Annotated in this window: 7 protein-coding genes; 4 read left to right on the forward strand and 3 right to left on the reverse strand. The window is 32.7% G+C overall.

Annotated elements, in window-relative coordinates; translation table 11 throughout:
* Window positions 1–55: 55 nt before the first annotated feature.
* The 3 genes from AC5LWZ_RS09870 to AC5LWZ_RS09880 form a co-directional block, all read right to left on the reverse strand.
* Window positions 56–14,938 carry a non-ribosomal peptide synthetase gene (locus tag AC5LWZ_RS09870; RefSeq protein ID WP_493463611.1) on the reverse strand — a complete coding sequence of 4,961 codons (14,883 nt, stop codon included), beginning with the start codon at window positions 14,936–14,938 and terminating at the stop codon, window positions 56–58.
* A gap of 980 nt (window positions 14,939–15,918) precedes the next feature.
* Window positions 15,919–16,317: a hypothetical protein gene (locus AC5LWZ_RS09875; RefSeq protein ID WP_294883504.1), complete on the reverse strand. Its 399-nt coding sequence runs from the start codon at window positions 16,315–16,317 to the stop codon at window positions 15,919–15,921.
* Between the two features lie 26 nt (window positions 16,318–16,343).
* Window positions 16,344–17,411, reverse strand: coding sequence for a methyltransferase (locus AC5LWZ_RS09880; RefSeq protein WP_363317476.1), 1,068 nt, complete (start codon window positions 17,409–17,411; stop codon window positions 16,344–16,346).
* Between the two features lie 139 nt (window positions 17,412–17,550).
* On the opposite strand from AC5LWZ_RS09880, the gene AC5LWZ_RS09885 reads away from it, so the two are divergent.
* From AC5LWZ_RS09885 to AC5LWZ_RS09900, 4 genes are read left to right on the forward strand one after another with little or no spacing between them, the layout of a single operon-like run.
* Window positions 17,551–18,270 (forward strand): beta-ketoacyl synthase chain length factor, encoded by a 720-nt coding sequence (locus AC5LWZ_RS09885; RefSeq protein ID WP_294883500.1) that lies wholly within the window; start codon window positions 17,551–17,553, stop codon window positions 18,268–18,270.
* Complete coding sequence (locus tag AC5LWZ_RS09890; RefSeq protein ID WP_294883498.1) at window positions 18,252–19,049, forward strand: lysophospholipid acyltransferase family protein; 798 nt, start codon at window positions 18,252–18,254, stop codon at window positions 19,047–19,049. The genes AC5LWZ_RS09885 and AC5LWZ_RS09890 overlap by 19 nt, the downstream gene beginning before the upstream one ends.
* A 19-nt stretch (window positions 19,050–19,068) precedes the next feature.
* Window positions 19,069–19,323: a phosphopantetheine-binding protein gene (locus tag AC5LWZ_RS09895; RefSeq protein ID WP_065578618.1), complete on the forward strand. Its 255-nt coding sequence runs from the start codon at window positions 19,069–19,071 to the stop codon at window positions 19,321–19,323.
* A gap of 15 nt (window positions 19,324–19,338) precedes the next feature.
* On the forward strand, window positions 19,339–19,587 hold the full coding sequence (locus AC5LWZ_RS09900) for an acyl carrier protein (RefSeq protein ID WP_034904287.1): 249 nt from the start codon (window positions 19,339–19,341) through the stop codon (window positions 19,585–19,587).
* Window position 19,588: the final 1 nt, after the last annotated feature.

The raw sequence follows: 19,588 nt of genomic DNA on the forward strand, positions 1-19,588 counted from the left end.
CCTAAAAAGCATCCCCTTAAAATAAGATTTTTTAAGGGGATAATTAACATTAAGGTTATAAAATCTGAGCTAAGATCTCTTGTTCATGAGATAAAATTGTGTAGTGACCACAATCTAACTTAACCAATTTTAATTGAGAATTATCTTCTAAATAAGTATCAATATTATTTAATACATATTTTTCAGCTATATCTCCACCTTGTTCAATCTGTGTAGCTTTAAACAACACTACTTGAGTCTGTTTCAATTGAGCAGATAATGGCTGTACAACGAGCTTGTTATCAATTTTTGCAAAATTCTCAATTTCACCGCGTACATGTGCAGGTATATTTAATCGATCCATAGCACGAGTAATGTTAACTGGATGCTTATATTGATCTAAATCCCGCTCTTTTAATAGCCAAGAATCCAATAGATAAACTTCAATATTTTCGATTCCTTGCTGTTCAAGTAGTACTGCGATTTGTAACGCAATGTTGCCACCTAAAGACCAACCAAATAATTTTATTGGCAGATCTTTTGTTGCAACTTTACTGATATGATCCAGATAATATTGCGCTAATACATTGAGATCCTCGATAGGTTTGTCATGATATAAATTGTAAGAATCTACACCAAAACAGCTGTATTTTGAGGATAACTTATTCGCTAATGATTGATAAACATCACAACCGCTTAATCCTGGGTGGATCATGAAAATTTGTGGTTTTTCATGATTAGTTCTTAATTCCACAATAGGATTAAACTGCTGTTGAGTCGTTGAGATTTTTTTCGCTAACTCCCGAATTGTATTAACGCTTAAAATATCAACTAAACGCATTTTAACTTTAAACGCATCATTAATTCGGTTATTAAGCATCATAGCTAAGATACTATTACCACCTAATCGGAAGAAACTATCTTGCATACTAATTTCTTCAGCAGGAATTTTAAGGATATTAGCAACGACTTCACATAATGTTCTTTCAGCATCATTTTCTGGCGCGACATACTCAACCTTATCGGTAAGCTCTGGTTTTGGTAGCGCTCGACGATTTAACTTACCATTTGAGGTAATTGGTAATTCAGTTAAATATATAAATGCTGACGGAATCATATATCCTGGTAAAGTTTCACTTAAATGAGCTTGTAATAATTGGCTATCAATCTCCTCATTAGCAAGATAATAAGCAACCAAATATTTGCTGCCCGAAGCCTGTTCATAAGCGATAACGATACTATGTTTGATTCCATCATATTGCGTTAATCGAGCTTCAATTTCACCAAGTTCAATTCTGAATCCACGAATTTTAACTTGGAAGTCATTACGACCTAAATACTCAATATTACCATCAACTAAAGAACGAACAAGATCGCCAGTTTTATAAATTCGACCATTGTAATCTTGCGCTTTTTCTGCTTCTGTTTGGAACGGATTAGCAATAAAACGTTCATTCGATAATGGAATGTTATTTAGATAACCTCTAGCAACATTATCACCACCGACATACAACTCACCTATTCCGCCAATAGGTACTGGTTGTAATAATTCATTAAGAACATAAGCTGAAGTATTAGCAACAGGTTTACCAATTAATACTTGTGAAATATTCGGATTATTACAATCATAATAAAGTACATCAATGGTTGCTTCTGTTGGTCCATAAAGATTGTGTATCTCACAGTTTGGCATCAACACTTGACATTTTTTCACTTCATAAAGGTTAAGTGCTTCACCACTACAGAACAGATATTTTAATCCCTGAACTTTTGGAACCAAATTAGGTTGTGCTTCTAATGTTTCCACAAATGCAACTAACATAGATGGCACAAAATGTAATACGGTGATTTGTTCAGCTTCAATCAACTCTGCAAGATAGACATTATCTTTATAAAGTTCTGAATGAGCAAAGACAATACAAGCACCATACCAATTCGCCCAAAATAGCTCCCACACCGAGACATCAAAGGTATAATTCGTTTTTTGTAAAATATGATCCTTTTCAGTAATCGGATATTCGTTATTCATCCAAATAATACGGTTAACCGCGCCTTGATGCTCTAACATTACACCTTTTGGCATACCGGTCGTACCACTGGTATAAATCACATAAGCTAAATTTTTAGGCTGAGCTAATGGTGTTGGGTTAGTTGTTGGATATTTACTTAAGCAATCAATAGTTTGTGAGGATTGCAAGTTCAATGCAACTTGATCCTTAGAAACTAACGAATTGATTTTTTCATAACTTAAGTTAGTAGTTAATACAACCTTAGCTTTTGTATCTTCGATCATATAACTGAGACGATCTTCTGGCATATTAGGATCCATTGGTACATAAGCTCCTCCTGCCTTCAAGATAGCTAAGATACTTACTAACATATATTTACAACGTTCAAGACAGATTGCCACCAAATCATCAGGCTGAATATCAAAGTTTTCACGCAGATAATGTGCTAGCTGATTAGCTTGTTCATTAAGCTCTCGATAGGTCAAGCGATCATTTTCATAAACTAAAGCTAGATTATTTGGTGTTTTTAATACTTGTCTTTCAAACAATTGATGCATTGTCACATCTGTTGGATAATCGCAACGCGTCTTATTCCAATCAAAGATCACTTTTTGATAAGTTAAGTTATCAATTAAACGTAAGTCTGACAGAACTTGTTGCTGTTGATACATCTTTGTAAATTGCTGCAAGATTGATTTATAAATAGTGATATAGTGTTCAATAGTCTGCGGCTTATAGAGTTTAGTCGCATAGTTGAATAAGCCAGTTATCGCTGGTTTAGAATCATCAAGCATCACGGTCATATCAAACTTAGCAGCTTGATAACTTGCATTGTCATTATTATAACGCTGCAATAAATTACCCTCTTTCCCATCTTCACCAAATGACTGTACGCCAAACATTACTTGGAAAATAGGATGTCGCGAAGTATCTTTTTCAATAGATAACGCATCCACTAAGCGCTCAAATGGTAGATCTTGATATTGTTGAGCTTGTGTAATTAATTCACTAGTCTGCAAAATGAACATTTTTAGACTGTCGCTTGGTTCAATACATTTTCTTAATGCTAATGTATTAACAAAGAAGCCAATGGTATTTTCTGTACCCTGATAATTTCTTCCTGCAATTGGTGAACCAATGACAATATCTTTTTGATTACTGAATGAACTAAGTAGTAAATAGAAACCACTGAGTAGTACAGAATAAACACTAACATTGAGTTCTTTTGCCAATGAACGTATTTGTTGGCTGACATCATAATCAAGCTCAAACATAACATTTTGACCTGTATAATCAATTTGTTGTGGACGAACATAGTCAGTCGGCAAATTAAGCGGTTCAAAATCAGCTAGTTGATCTTGCCAGAACTGCAATTGCTGATTCAAAATATCACCTTGCAAATACTGCCGCTGCCATAAAGCAAAGTCTTTATATTGCACGTCGACAGGTGGTAAGTTAAGTGTTACCGTTTGATTACTATCACCTAAAGATAAAACCTCATAGTATTGATATAACTGTCTGAACTCATTAATGAACAGATCAATTGACCAACCATCAAATGCAATATGGTGGATCACAATACTCATATAATACTCTTGAGCTAATTGATAGCGACAAATCGAAATCGGTAACTCATGAGATAACATTATTACTTTGTATATATGATTATGAATCGCTTTATCTAATTCAGCTTGGCTATCACAATAATGATTTTCGATTACCAACGGTTGCTGTTGCAAACTTATCACTTGTTGGTAGGCAACACCATCTGCTGTATTTTTAATTAATGAACGCAATACTTCATGACGCTGAACAATTTCGTGTAAAGCTTGCTCAACAAACGAGATTTTAGTCTCTGGCAGAAGTTTAAATACTAGTGGTATATTGTATGCGTTGCTACCGCCTTCATAACAATCGATGAACCATAAGCGTTCCTGCGCAAAGGATAATCTCTGTTCTTGTTCATTAGCCACCTTCTGTATGGTAATTGATTGACGTTTTTGATGATTACTGTCAATAAATTTCGCAATTTCCTGAATGGTACGATATGTAAAAATATCACCTACACGCACATCACGTTCAAAAGTTTTGGCTATTCTACTTGACAACTTAATAGCTAAAATACTGTTACCACCTAATCTGAAGAAGTCATCGACTACACTAATTGAGTCAATATCCATATCTAATAATTCAGCTATATCAGCAACTAACTGTTGTTCAGTCACTGTACTAGGAGCAACATAACTTTCTTGCATAACAAAGTTAGGTTTTGGCAATGCTTTACGATCAATTTTACCATTCACATTAACAGGCATAACCGTTAGGTGTACAAAGGCTGCAGGAACCATATATTCAGGTAATGTTTTTTCTAAATAGCTGGTTAATTCAGTCTGATCTATTGCTGTATCAGATACATAATAAGCAGCAAGATATTTATTACCTTGGTTATTAGTCAGTGCCACAACAAGTACCTGCTTAATTTGAGGATGACTGATTAATCGCGTTTCAATCTCACCTAATTCAATTCTGAAACCACGAATTTTAACCTGAAAATCATTACGACCAATATATTCAATATGACCGTTTGGCAAATAACGAACCAGATCGCCAGTTTTATAGATTCGAGCATTATAATTTTGCGCTTTTTCCTCACTGGTTTGGAATGGATTTGCGATAAATGTCTGATTTGTTAATTCAGGGTTATTTAGATAACCACGACCAACACCAGCACCACCGATATATAATTCACCAATGACACCAGAAGGCACAGGACGCAAATATTCATCAAGAACATATAAAGTCACGTTTTTAATGGCTGTTCCCAAATCTGTATTTAAGTCATCTTTATTATAACGATGAGCCATAGCCCAAACAGTCGTTTCACTTGGTCCATAAACATTAATTAACTTGATACCCTGCTGGCAGTAAAGATTAACTAATTTAGCATTAACTGCTTCACCACCCACGGTCAAAACAGGAACAGAAAGCAGTTCATCTTGATCGAGTAAAGCTGGTGGAATAAAGGCAAAATCAATATGTTGATCTTGGGTATATTTTGATAATGCTATAAAGTCTAAACGTTTATCTTCTGACAGAATGTGCAACTTATGACCATTAAGTAAGGCGTTATATATTTCGAAAGCATGCGCATCAAAAATATAATTTGAATACCACAGAACATTTTTTTGTTCTTGTTCATGATGACATGGTTGTAGATCTAAAATGTCTTGCTGAACTGTTGCTAAATTAGCTATTCCATGGTGTTCGATCATTACCCCTTTTGGTAGTCCAGTGGTACCACTCGTATAAATCACATAGGCCAAATGATGGGCTTGTGTTGATGTAACCAGATTGTGCTTATCAAACTGTGAAAATTTGTTATTCATTGATGGATCATCAACAGCAATAACTTCTGGTTGAAGTTCCGTTTTTAATTGAATTAATTCTTTAGCATAATGAGCGTGAGTTAACACTCCTTTCGCTTTAGTATCATTAAGAATTAACTCTACTCGTTCTGCTGGCGTACTTGGACTAATCGGCACATAAGCAGCGCCTGCTTTCAGCACAGCTAAAATACTTACTATCATATATTGCGATTTATCTAAATATAACGCAATTAAATCATCAGGTTGAATTGATAATTGAGATCGTAAATAATTTGCCAGTTGATTCGCTTGTTCATTCAAACTTTGATAGGTTAATGTTATCCCTTCATAAACAACTGCAATAGAGTCAGGTGTTTTCTGAACTTGCTCTTCAAACAATCTGCTCGCCAGTTTATGATTTTCAAATGGAACGATATTTTTTTGTTGGTTAACGATTAATTGGTCATACTCTTGCTCAGTTAATAAGTTAAGCTTAGATGCCTCTATAGCTGGATTTTTAGCTAAATGTGTTAAGGTTAATTCTATTCCTTTCAATACACGTTCTATAGCTGTGTCATTAAAGAGTTCTCCAGCATATTTGATTTTAATCGATAACTTACCTGCACTCTCGAAGACCACAATTCCGAGAGGATAATCAAGTTTTTCATGACCACCTTGAAACACAATTTTTAATTCATCTTGTTCGCTTTCTGATAATGGATAATTTTCAAATACGAATAATGAGTTAAATAAACGTGTACCAGATTTTTGTAATTCAATCAGATTGATATTACTGTTATTATTCACATTATTAATATGTGATTGTAACATTTTGATAGTTTCAATGACGCTACCATCAGTATGCTCTAAAATTACAGGTAATGTATTAATATAAAGTCCGATAGAGTTTTCTATACCGTCAATCGGTAAATTACGACCTGATAATGTCATACCAACAACGGTAGTGTTGCTATTACCAAAAATGCTTAATTGTTGATGCCAGCAATATTGAACCAAAGCATTTAATGTAAACTCATTGTTTTTACATAAAGATTTTAATTCTTCACATTGTTGGGAACCAATCTCTATCGAAATTTCTTGTGGATCTTCAACATATTTATGGTCAGATAAATTAATATGCCCTAAATCCGCTTTAAGTAAGCTCTCTAGATTTTCAGGTTCAAGTTCAACATTAAGGTATTGTTTCCAGAATGATGCCGTCTCATTGGTTTTACTTTGTAAGTAAGATTGTGCAGCTAAATAGCTACTATCTTCTTGGATAATAACCTCTTTTTGATGTAATAAAGATAAATAATTTTGATGTACATCATTGAGTAAGATAGGTAAACTCCAACCGTCTAAAATAGCATGATGATTATTAAATAAACATCGATAATACTCATCAGAACATTTAACTAAAGTCACTCTAAATAGTTGGCCTTTCATTAAATCATAACCGATTTGTTCATCTTGTTTAATCAATTGATTGATACTGACTTGTTGTTGCTCTTGAGTTTGATTGCTAAGATCAACAAATTGCCAAGCAAAATCAGATTGTTTATCAATAATCTGTACCAGCTCTTCCACCCATGAGAAACGTAATCGTAATGATGGGAATTTTTGCTGTGTAAGATGCCATGCTTGTTTAAGCAAATTGATATCTAGTGAATTGTGATAATCCCAAATCATCTGAATTCGATAAGCATTATCCGAATCTCCCTGCGAAACAGCATGATAGATAAACCCTTGCTGTAAACTATTTGCAGGATAAATTGCCTCTATTTCTTTATAGCTTTGTAATGAATTAAGCAGTGTTGGAGAGATCACGTTATTAATATCAGATTGTGTCAAATAGCTTCGTTCAATCAGTACTAGTTGATCAATGAGCTCATTAAGCTGCTGAGTAAATGCCGTAACTAAAGCTTCACCATGTACATTATTGACGTATCCTGTAATAGCAAATTGTAATTGATCATCCAAAATACCGCCATTAACGGATAAAAAGTCAGTCATGCGATTATTTGGAGACATTTCTAAACCACTATCTTCATCGCTAAATCGCCATTTATTAGCTTTTTCAGTACTATCAAATTGGCCTAAATAGTTAAAACTAATCGCTGGTAAAGCTTGTTTAATATACCCCACCAAATAACCGTAACCTACACCATGGTTAGGTATTTGTCTTAAGGTATCTTTAATCATGGCAACATTATTAATAACATTCTGATTATTTACCATTAGTTTAACTGGATACATACTGGTAAACCAACCAACCGTGTTATTAATATCAATTTCACTGTAGAGATCTTCTCGTCCATGACCTTCTAATAAAATATAGTGATCATTACCACTGAATACCAATTTTAACGCTTGCGCGAGCGCTGTTAATAAAATATCGTTAATTTCTGTGCCATATACCTTATTAACTTGGCTAAGTAAACGAGATGTTTGCGTCTTAGATAGCTGCATTTTAGCTTGATATAGCGTATCAACACGATGTTGATCAAGGTGATTATGATACTGATTAATATCAGCCAATATAGTTTGCCAATAAGCAGATTCTTGCTCATTGGCAATTAGCGTTGAATACTGCTGTTGTTTATTGACCCATTGACGATAACTACTACCTTTTTCACCAAGAATATCTTTAACATTGATATTGGCATCAACGGATGATTGTTGGCTTAAATATTGATAAATAGCTTCTATGTCATCTTTAATGATACGCCAACTTACTACATCAATATTTAAATGATGTGCAGCGACATGAATACGAGCAGAATTATCATCAAAACCAGTTAAATAACCAAAATGACATAACGCCCCTTGATTAAAGGTAAAATGGCTTTGCCAATCAGTCAATAATTGTTGAATCTTATCTTGTGACCAACCAGATATATTTTGAGTAGAAAATGGCAACAGATCAGGCAATGATTGATATGTTGCGGCTGAATCATGATAATTAACCCGTAACATATCATGATATTCAAGCAATTTTTGGACACTTAGTTTGAGTAAATCAACGTTTAGCATTGGAACTTTAAGCAAAAAGGCTTGATTCCAATGGTGATAGTCTTGGAATCGGCCAACTTCAACTTCTTTAAAGAACCACTGTTGAATAGGTGAAAGTTCAAGAGTTCCAGTTAAAATTCCTTGTTCTGTTTCCACATTGACTTTTGATTCATGGCGATTATTAATCACATGATTGCTTAAAGCTTCTACTGTTCTTAAATTAAAAATATCTTTAATGGATAGATAATAATTAAGAGCCTGTTTAATTCGGTTGGTAAGCTGGATACTGCTAATACTGTCCGCACCGAGTTTAAAGAAGTCATCATGAATACTGATTTCATTGGCTTGTAAACCAAGTATATTGGCAAAGGTTTGACAAAAAATAGCTTCAGTTTCATTTGTTGGACCAACGTAGTTTTGCTCATCAAGAAGCTGTGGTGTTGGTAACGCTTTACGATCCAATTTACCATTCATGTTCATTGGCATAGCGTCAAGATAAACAAACGCAGCTGGAATCATATATTCAGGAAGAGACTTCTGTAAATAATCAATTAGTTGATCTTGAGTCAATGGTTGTTTAGCCACATAATAAGCTGCAATATATTTAGCTCCAGCACTATTTTTCAAAGCTAGTACAGCAGCTTGTTGAATATCTGGATGACTAATTAAGCAAGCTTCAATTTCTGCAAGTTCAATTCTGAATCCACGAATTTTAACTTGGAAATCATTACGACCAATATAATCAACATTACCGTCAGCTAAATAACGAACTAAATCACCTGTTTTATAGATTCGCGCATTATAATTTTGCGCCTTTTCAACAACAGTCTGGAATGGGTTTTGAATAAATACTTTATCTGTCAGTTCTGGTTTATGTAAATAACCACGACCAACACCTTCCCCTCCAATATAAAGTTCACCAATTGCCCCTTCAGGTACTGGACGAAGTTGTTCATCTAAAATATACAATGAAGTATTTGTCAACGCTTTACCGATAGGAACACTGTAAATAAATGGTTCTTGAGCTAAATTAGTTAAATAAGTAACAGCAAATACAGTGGTTTCGGTTGGACCATAACCATTAACCACTTTGACATGCGGATAAAGTTGATGGCATTTATTAATATGATGTGCCGATAAAGCTTCACCACCGACAAGTATGTAATTTAATAATTTTAAATTAGCAACTTCATTATCGATTAACGCATTGAAAAAGGTGGTTGTACAGAAGAAATTAGTAATTTTTTTATCAGCAATTAACTCATTAAACTGTTCTAAATCTAAAAATGTCTCTTTTTCAATAATAACTAACGGTACACCATTAAGTATAGGTGTGTAAAAATCATAAACAGAACCGTCAAATTGATAACCTGAGATACTTAGTAAACGATCGTCAGAATTGATTTTGACATAATTAGCATTAACAATATAGTTATTAAGATTTCTATGCTCTATGAGTGTTCCTTTTGGATTTCCGGTTGTTCCACTCGTATAGATAACATAAGCTAAATCATGCGGTTTCACTTTAATCAAAAGATTATCTTTCGCATAATGTTGTAGATTGTCAACAAAATCAGCTTGATCAACAGCTACTATGGATAAATTAGAGGCTAAACCAGTTAATTTATTACAATGATTTTCGGTTGTAAGAACTGCTTTAACTTGCGCATCTTGCATTATGAATTCGTTACGTGTATCTGGCGCATTAGGATCCAATGGAACATAGGCGCCACCAGCCTTCAAAATAGCTAAGAAGCAGATCAAGATATATTGTGAACGATCGAGATAAAGACCAATCAAATCGTTAGGTTTTATATCAAAATGCTCTTTAAGGTAACGCGCTAGCTGATTGGATTGCTCATTAATTTGTTGATAAGACAGCTCATTGTTTTGGAAAATGACTGCAATATTATCAGGTATTTGCTGAGCTTTTTCTTCAAACAATTCTGCAATAGACTTGTCCCTTGCATAAGGTTGAAACGGTTTATTTTTATCAAAGACCAATCTATCGAAAGTAGCCGCATCAACTAACCGCATTTCAGTTAACGGTTGTTCTAACTGACACATTTGAGCAAACTGTTCTAAAATAGTTTGATAAATAGTGATGTAGTGCTCAATTGTTTCTTGGCGATAGAGTTTGCAAGCATAATTAAATAGACCAGTAATAGCTGATTTAGAGTCATCAAGCATTACCGTCATATCAAACTTAGCAGATTGATAATTAACAATTTCACTTTGATATAAACTTAATAGCTCTTCAATTTTACCATTATGTATCGCTGACCCAAATGATTGTACACCAAACATTACTTGGAATATTGGATGCCGTGAAGAATCTTTTTCAATAGCTAATGCATCAACTAATCGTTCAAATGGCAAATCTTGATATTGTTGAGCTTGGGTGACTAACTCACTGGTTTGTAAAATGAATGATTTTAAACTGTCTTTCGGATCAATACATTTACGTAGTGCGATAGTATTAACAAAAAAGCCTATAGTATTTTCAATACCTGAATAATTTCTACCCGCAATTGGAGAACCAACAACTACATCTTTCTGATTGCTAAAAGTACCTAATAATAGATAGAAACCACTCAACAATACCGAATAGACACTCACATTAAGTTCATTAGCTAATGAACGGATTTGTTGACTTATTTGTTCATTAAGTTCAAAAGGAATATCATGACCAGTGTAATCAATCTCACGTGGACGCGGGTAATCAGTAGGCAGATTAAGTTGTTCAAAATCTTCTAACTGTCTTTTCCAGAAATTTAATTGATTATTTAAAAAATCACCTTTTAAAAGATCACGTTGCCATAAAGCGAAATCTTTATATTGAACTTCGACTGCCGGTAAGCGTAATGTTTCAGCGTATTGGTTATCTCCTTGAGATAAAGCCGTAACATAATGATAAAGATTAACTAACTCGTCTAAAAAGACATCTGTTGACCAACCATCAAATGCAATATGATGAATGACAATGCTTAAATAACTTTCACCAGCAAATTGATAACAGCAAACATAAATCGGTAATTCTTCGGATAAATTAAATATTCTATGCAGATCCTCATAAATTGTCGCTTCAAGTTCTGCTTTGTTTGAACAGTTTTGTTTATTAATCTTCCATGGGAATTTTTGTAAATCAATAACTTGCTGATAGCCAATACCTTGTGCATTCGTTTTAATTAAAGAACGTAAAACTTCGTGTCGTTCGATAATTGCGTATATTGCTTTTTCAAGTAGATTAATATCTGTCGTGCTTGTTAGTTTAAATGCCAATGGAACATTGTAAGCATTACTACCACCTTCATAAGAATCGATAAACCATAGACGTTCTTGCGCAAAAGATAATAATTGTTGCTCAATATGTTCAACAGGTATGACATTAATTATCTGTCTTTTTTCTTGGTTCTTATTAATGAATTGAGCTATTTTTTGTGTGGTACGTAAAGTAAAAATATCAGCCACTCGAATAGAACGATCAAATTCTCGAGTCAACTTACTTGATAATTTGATAGCTAAAATACTATTACCACCTAAACGGAAGAAATCATCTGTGATACTGATAGCACTCTCTTCAAATCCTAATAAACTGGCGATTGCCTCTACAATTGAATGCTCAGTGGTTGAGCTAGGTGCAACATAGCTAGTTTGGGTCATTAAGGTTGGTTTTGGTAATGCTCTTTGATCAGTTTTACCATTAATCGTCATAGGCATAGCGAGTAAATGAACAAATGCTGAAGGAACCATATATTCAGGTAACACATTGTTTAAATACGCTACCAATTCTTCTGTATCAAGTTCATTATCAGCGACATAATATGCTGCTAAATATTTATAACCACCTTGATTATTTAGTGCTAATACCGTGGCTTGTTTGATCTGTGGATGCATCATTAAATGCGTTTCGATCTCACCAAGCTCGATACGGAAACCACGTATTTTTACTTGGAAGTCATTACGACCGATATATTCAATATTACCATCAGGCAACAAACGGACTAAATCACCTGTTTTATAAATACGATCATTATAGTTTTGTTTTCGTTCATCTTCAGTTTGAAATGGATTTTTAATGAATACTTTATTAGTCATCTCAACATTGTTCAGATAACCACGACCGACTCCTGCACCGCCAATATAAAGCTCACCAATACAGCCAACAGGTAATGGGCGACGTTGTGGATTTAAAACATATAAAGAGGTATTTGGTAAGGCTACACCAATAGGAACATTGTTAACGAATGTTGTTTGACATTGATTAGTTAGATAAGTTGTAGCAAGACAAGTCGTTTCTGTTGGGCCATAAGCATTCAAGAGGTTAACATTTGGGTATAACTTAAGGCATTTATTTACGTGAACCGCTGATAAAGCTTCTCCTGCTGCTAGAATATAGCGTAATTTTGCTATATTAGGTAACTGAGCATCAACTAACGTGTTGAAAAATGTTGATATAGCTAGGATATTGGTAATATCATATTGCTCAATTAACTGATTAAATTTATCTAAATCTAAAAGATTTTCTTTAGCGGTAATAACGACGCCAGCACCATTGAGTAAAGCCATGAATATTTCATAAATTGATGCATCAAAATGATATCCTGCAATACATAATATGCGATCTGACTCATCAACTTCGACGTAATTAGCATCAACGACTAAACGATTAACACAGTGTTGCTCAATTAATGTTCCCTTTGGATTTCCCGTTGTTCCGCTAGTATAAATAACATAAGCTAAATCATTAGGTTTAGTTTCGATAACAGTATTATCTGTTGAATAATTTTGTAAGGTTGCAATAAAAGATGGATCATCAACCGGAACACTTGCAACAGTTGGCATTAACTCATTCAGTTTATCAACATAATGAGATTGTGTAATAACTGCACGAATACTGGCATCCTCTAAAATATATTTATTACGTTCAGGAGGTGCAGTTGGATCGATCGGAACATAGGCGGCTCCAGATTTAAGTACTGCTATAATAGCAACAATAATTTGTTCAGTACGATCTAAATAAAGGCCCACTAAATCATTTGGTTTGATAGAAAAGTGATCTTGAAGGTAGTGAGCAAATTGATTGGCTTTGTTGTTTAATTCAGAGTAGGACATCTCAATTTGTTCAAATAACACAGCGGTATTGTTTGGTGTTTTTTGACATTGCTCTTCAAATAATTGAGCAATTATTTTATCCCTTTTATAAGGTTGTTGAGTTTGATTTATATCATGAATTAAAACTTTTAATTCATCTTCATCCAGTACCTCAATATCATTTACTAAAATATCGGCTTGATCATTACTTAAATAGTTAAGTAATTTTATAAACAATCTCTGATAGAACATCACAAGTTGTTCAACCAGTTGTTTATCAAATTGCTGTTCACTAAATTTAACGCGATAGTTAATTTGGTTGTTATGTTCTTCTTGCTCAAACACCAATTTATTAGATAAATCTATTTGAAATTCATGATTAACAGCTTCATCAATCATCCCATTCAGATTCATTTTATGATCTCGAACAAAGGTTTGCACAAACGCCACATCTAGAATATTAGCATTCTCAGCAAATTGCATAATATCGTAAACTGGTAAGTATCTAGCGCCAGTTTGTTTAACCTTTTTATAATGAAGCAAAATATTTTGTATAACAGATTCTAAAGTTGAATTTTCTTCAAAATGGTAAACAACTGGTAATGTATTAATATGAGCGCCGTAGATTAATTCTTTACCTTCATTAAAAGCAATTGGATAAACAAGAGGAATTGCGCTTTGAGACGTCATTTTGTTTAATAACAACGCCGCTACTAATTGACCGAATAAGTAAGGTGTTATCTTATATTTACGTCGTATTGCTTTAACTTGATTATAAATGTTTTCATCATAGCTAAAAGTAAATTCACTAATATAAGGTTTAAATTGATTTAATGGCTTTGGTTTTTCGGTTGCTAACTTTAAGAAAGTAAAGTCGATATTTTTTACATCTTGTAACTCTTCTTTCCAGAAATCTTCCATCTGCTGTTTTTGCGTTGTTAAAATTTCATGATACGAATCATTAAGTTTTTCATGCAATTGAGCTTGTGCTTCATATGACGGTAGCTCATAAGGTATATCGTTATAATATTGACTTAGTTTATCCCAAAACTCTTGTGTACTTACTCCATCAACTAAAATATGATGAAATACTAAAATAATTCGATATTGTTGATGGTCAACTCGAATAACATGAAGTCTCGCAGAAATATCCTTTTCTAAATCAAAGGGTTCCGAAACTATTTTACTGATATCTTCGTTAGTTAAGGGCTGATCGTGATAAACTAATAATGTTTTTAATTTATCTTCTGTGATTGACTCTCTTTTTTGCCAGAAAATACCATCTTCCTGATTTACAATGAAACTCCTGAAAACAAAATGTTCATTAACCACATTCTTAAAACTTTCAAAAAGTTTTTTTCGATTGAGTTCTCCAGAGATTATATTATCACATACAATGTTGTAATCACTTCTTGATGGGTTTGCTAACCATTCATAATAAAAAATTGATTGATAGGGAGTAAGTCTTATTTTCTTCATCTTTCTTGCCTATAAAAATAGTATTTGTTTTATAAAATTACAATCATTTCGTACTACTCCTTTTTTGGGCTACTACACAAGTTTTCGATTCCTTTATGAAAACCTAATAACTAACATTGATAACTTAGAAATATTTTTTAATTTATATACTATATATATTATCTGTTTGTGTAAACGGTTTCAATTAAATCGCATTAAACCTATAATTTTTTATTGTGTTTTTTGATTCAATTTTATAAAAATCAATTTTTTTGAGTGAGTTATTAAAATGGATTTTCTTTGGCGAAAAAAAATATTTTACAAAAAACAAATATTTAAAATAATTTAAAAATATTAACAAAACCTTACATTTTTCTGCTAAAGTTTTTATTAGATGGAAAACAGTGAGTTTGCTGTATTTTTAATCAACTAATGAAAGTGATAACGGCTTTATTCATCAGTTAGAAAACGCCAAACAAAACTCTTTTATGTGTATTAAGTATCATGGTGATGGGTTAATTATGTTTTTCTCTTCAATATAAGCAATAATATTATTTATAAGCTATATTGGGGACAAATTAATTAAATCAGCTTGATTTTTAGGCTTATGACCTACCAAAAAGTCCAATAATAATAATGATTAGACTAGAGGATGAGAATACAACCTTTCTTGCGAGCGGCTTATATCAATAATAAAGATTATAATACAACATTAAACATGGTCATTACGAAGCGTTCAACAATTCAATTTTTTATTTCATATTTAGTAAAACTATTTCAAAAAACAATTTCATTATTTCCCTTTTATTTTGTTACATCCCATTTATCTTACCATTTTGTTATTATCTATCATGTTCTAATTCACAGTTAATCACATTATATTGTCAAAAACAGTGAATAGAAAAATATAATATCGATAATGAATTCAACAAAAAAAGCCCAAAAAATTTTGGGCTTAGTAGAACTTTATTTTAGAATAACATAATTTTTAGATTAAGTTTTTATTTAGCTCTGAAAATACTTTCTCTAATTTTAACATCAAGATTATTTACCCAGCGATTGTAATTACGATGAACTTTTCCATTACTACCTTGCAAGTTTGGACTAACAGACACGTAATTGATTGAATAACTTGTCGCTGAATAAGGGATATCAACTACAACTTCAAATTTACGGTTGAATAAATGACCTCTAATAGTATTGCTATTTAAGACTTCCATTTTCCAAGTACCGAATGCTGCTTTACCTTTTGTTCCACTATCTAAAATAGCTTGTTTAACCTGTGCTTTAGTTAAACCATTAACTGGGGTGGTAATATTGTTTGGTGCTTGATATTTACCTGCACAACCAAACAATAGTGAAACTAAGAAAAATGCAGCAATATATTTAAAAAATTTCATTGTTTACTCCTTTAAGATTTTTGTTATTAACGTTTTTTACATATAAGTAAAGTATGTCCAAATCCAAGTCCATCAATATCTTTCTCAACGTGAAAACCAGCTTCATTCAAACATTGATAAAACACTTTGGAATGATAAAAACGGCTATTACCGTTAGCTAAACAAGTAAAATAGAGAGAGGAAGCATTTAAGCTTAAAGCCCCTGCTTCAAAATTTTGGCGATCCCAAAAAAGATCCATAATACAGACTGTAGCATCATCTTGCATACTACGGTGGATTAATTTTAATATCTGGGTAATTTGATCCGAATTAAAGCAATCTAGAAACTGACTCATCCACCATACATCTGCTTGATTAGGTAAAATTTGAGCATCTAATACATTAACACAAACACCATCAATACGATCATCATAGCCTGCTTGTTTGATGTTTTCGTTGGCGACAGTTATTTGTTCAGGTAAATCTAAGATTGTTACTTGAGTTTTCTGTAAATGTTTAGCACAAAAAATCGCCCACTTACCTGTATTTCCGCCAACATCATAAATATGTTTTGGTTTTAATTCACTAATGTAAGGCAAAGCAGCAGGAAAAGAGTTATCCGAATAGAAATGATCGAATTCAAACCAACTTTTTTTAGCTTGCTTTGGTAATGATTGTAACATTGGATAAATCGTTTTTCCCTCACCAAAAATTTTCAAGCCGCTTGGTTCACCTTTTTCAAGCGCCTCTTGAAGGAAAAACATGCTTTGATAACAAACATCTTGGGAAAAATTGAGGTTAATTTCTGTCATTTTGTCATGTAATAAAAAATGACCTATTTTACCTAAAACATAGTTTGAATCTTGTTGATAAATGACACGCATGCTAAGTGCAACATCTAACAGTAGTTCAATTGCATAAGAAGATAAAGAAACTTTTTTAGTTAGATCATCTAAATTAATACCATTTTTTCCAGCCTGATCAATGTGAGATAAAATACCATGATTTTTCATAGCGATGATTGCTTGGAATAAAATTGGTGCAAAGGCTATTTTTTGGGCTTCTGTAATTGCTTCTAATGCAGTATAAATCTCTTTATTAAATCCATACCTGATGTTTTCTTGTTCTGTCAATCTATTGCCTTTTTATTGTTTTACTGTATTGTATAAATTAAATTTGATGTTTCTCCAGAATTATTGATTGTAATAATATTACAAAAAGTAACTAAGTAAAGAATTAATTAAAAACATTACTATGAAATTTTCTTTTTCAATCGAAAATTGGTTTGCTTTATCTGCTGGTTTATCTTCTAAATCTGACTGGCAATTATGGTCAAAACAGATTAACCACAATTGGGATTTACCACTTCCCAAACTCAATAAACTACCTATGATGCAAGCAAGGAGGATGAGTATTTCATCACGCCTAGCTGTTGAAGTTGGTTTAGAGCTTATTGAAAATAACAAATTTGACTTAGCTATATTCTCAAGTAGGCATGGTGAACTTGAAAGAACATATAAAATACTTAAATCGTTAAATCAAAATGTTGATATTTCACCAACTGACTTCGCATTATCAGTACATAATACAGCATCAGGATTATTCACGATTATTGCCAAACAAACAGTACCCGTCACTTCACTTAGTGCAAATGATGATAGTTTTCAGCAAAGTTTGTTAGAAGCATTACCGACATTACTTCAAAAAGATAAAAAAGTACTATTAATTGATTTTGATGGTATGATACCTCAATCTTATCAAACAATTGTTCACCAATTAATTCCTTACTATGCGGTAGGATATATTTTAACTAAAGGTAATCAATTTACTTGTCAAAGTATTGAAAAAACATCACAATCAAATCAAATCGACTATCCTCAATCGTTAGCTTTTTTAAATGCATTTTTAAATAAAAAGCAACAATTCATCATAAAAGGTTTATCTCAAGATTGGCAATGGACTCTCAATACATAAACAAACAAAAATCATATACCTTAAATCAGTGGTGGCGATTATTCGCAACCGCATTGGGTTTTATTATATTTGGTCTTTATGGATTAATCGTTCTTTCGATAATCTGGTTTAGTTTATTAAGATTATTCGTATGGAATAAACAGAAAAGAACAATAATTGCTCAATATAGCATTAGTATAAGTTTTAAAGTATTTTTGTGGATAATAAAATATCTAGGTATTTTTAATTATCAATTTACAGGAATTGAAAAATTAAAACACGATGAAGGTTGTTTAATCATTGCAAATCATCCCTCTTTATTAGATGTTGTATTGCTGGTATCCGTTATGCGTAGATGTGATTGCTTGGTTAAAGGAGCTTTACTTAATAATATTTTCATCAGTCGTATTATTAAAACGGCAGGTTATATTCTTAATGGAGAATCAAGCAGGATACTACCACAATGCAACAAAATCTTATCTAACAAGGGTAAAATTTTGATTTTTCCAGAAGGAACAAGAAGCATACCCAATAACCCTATAACATTACAAAGGGGAGCTGCAAATATAGCATTGCGGTGCCATGCAGATATTCGAATCATACATATTCATTGCAATCCACCGTGGTTGATAAAACAACAAAAATGGTATGACATTCCTAAAAGAAAGGCCGTGTTTAATATCACTGTCGGTGAAAAGATTAAAATTGAAGATTTTTTAGATCAAAATACTACTATTGCCGCAAGAAAACTGACAAGACATCTTGCATCATTGTTAACCCTAGAACCATTAAAAGAATAATAGATACAAAGGAAATAAAATGGAAACTCTACATCATGATATAAAGGCATTAATAATTGATGTTCTTAATTTAGAAGATATCACACCAGAAGATATTGATACGCAAGCCCCACTATTTGGAGATGGATTAGGTTTAGATTCAATAGACGCACTAGAACTAGGTCTTGCGATCAAAAATCAATATGGTATTGTTTTATCATCTGAAAGTGAAGAAACCAAAAAAGCATTTTACTCAGTCGCAACTTTAGCTGATTTAATTAGTTCTCAACAGTAATAAGGAAGTTTTTTAATGGATAAGCAACAAATTTTTCAACAAGTTCAATCTGCACTAGTGCAACTTTTTGAATTACCTGCCGATCAGATTAAGCCAGAATCTAAACTTTTTGAAGAATTAGACTTAGACAGTATTGATGCTGTAGATTTAGTCGTACATTTACAAAAAAAGATTGGCAAAAAAGTCGATCCAGAAACATTTAAAGCAGTTAGAACTGTTCAAGACGTTGTTGATGCAGTAGACAATTTAATGAATACTAAATAGC

This window comes from Gilliamella sp. LMG 34362 (assembly GCF_984569125.1).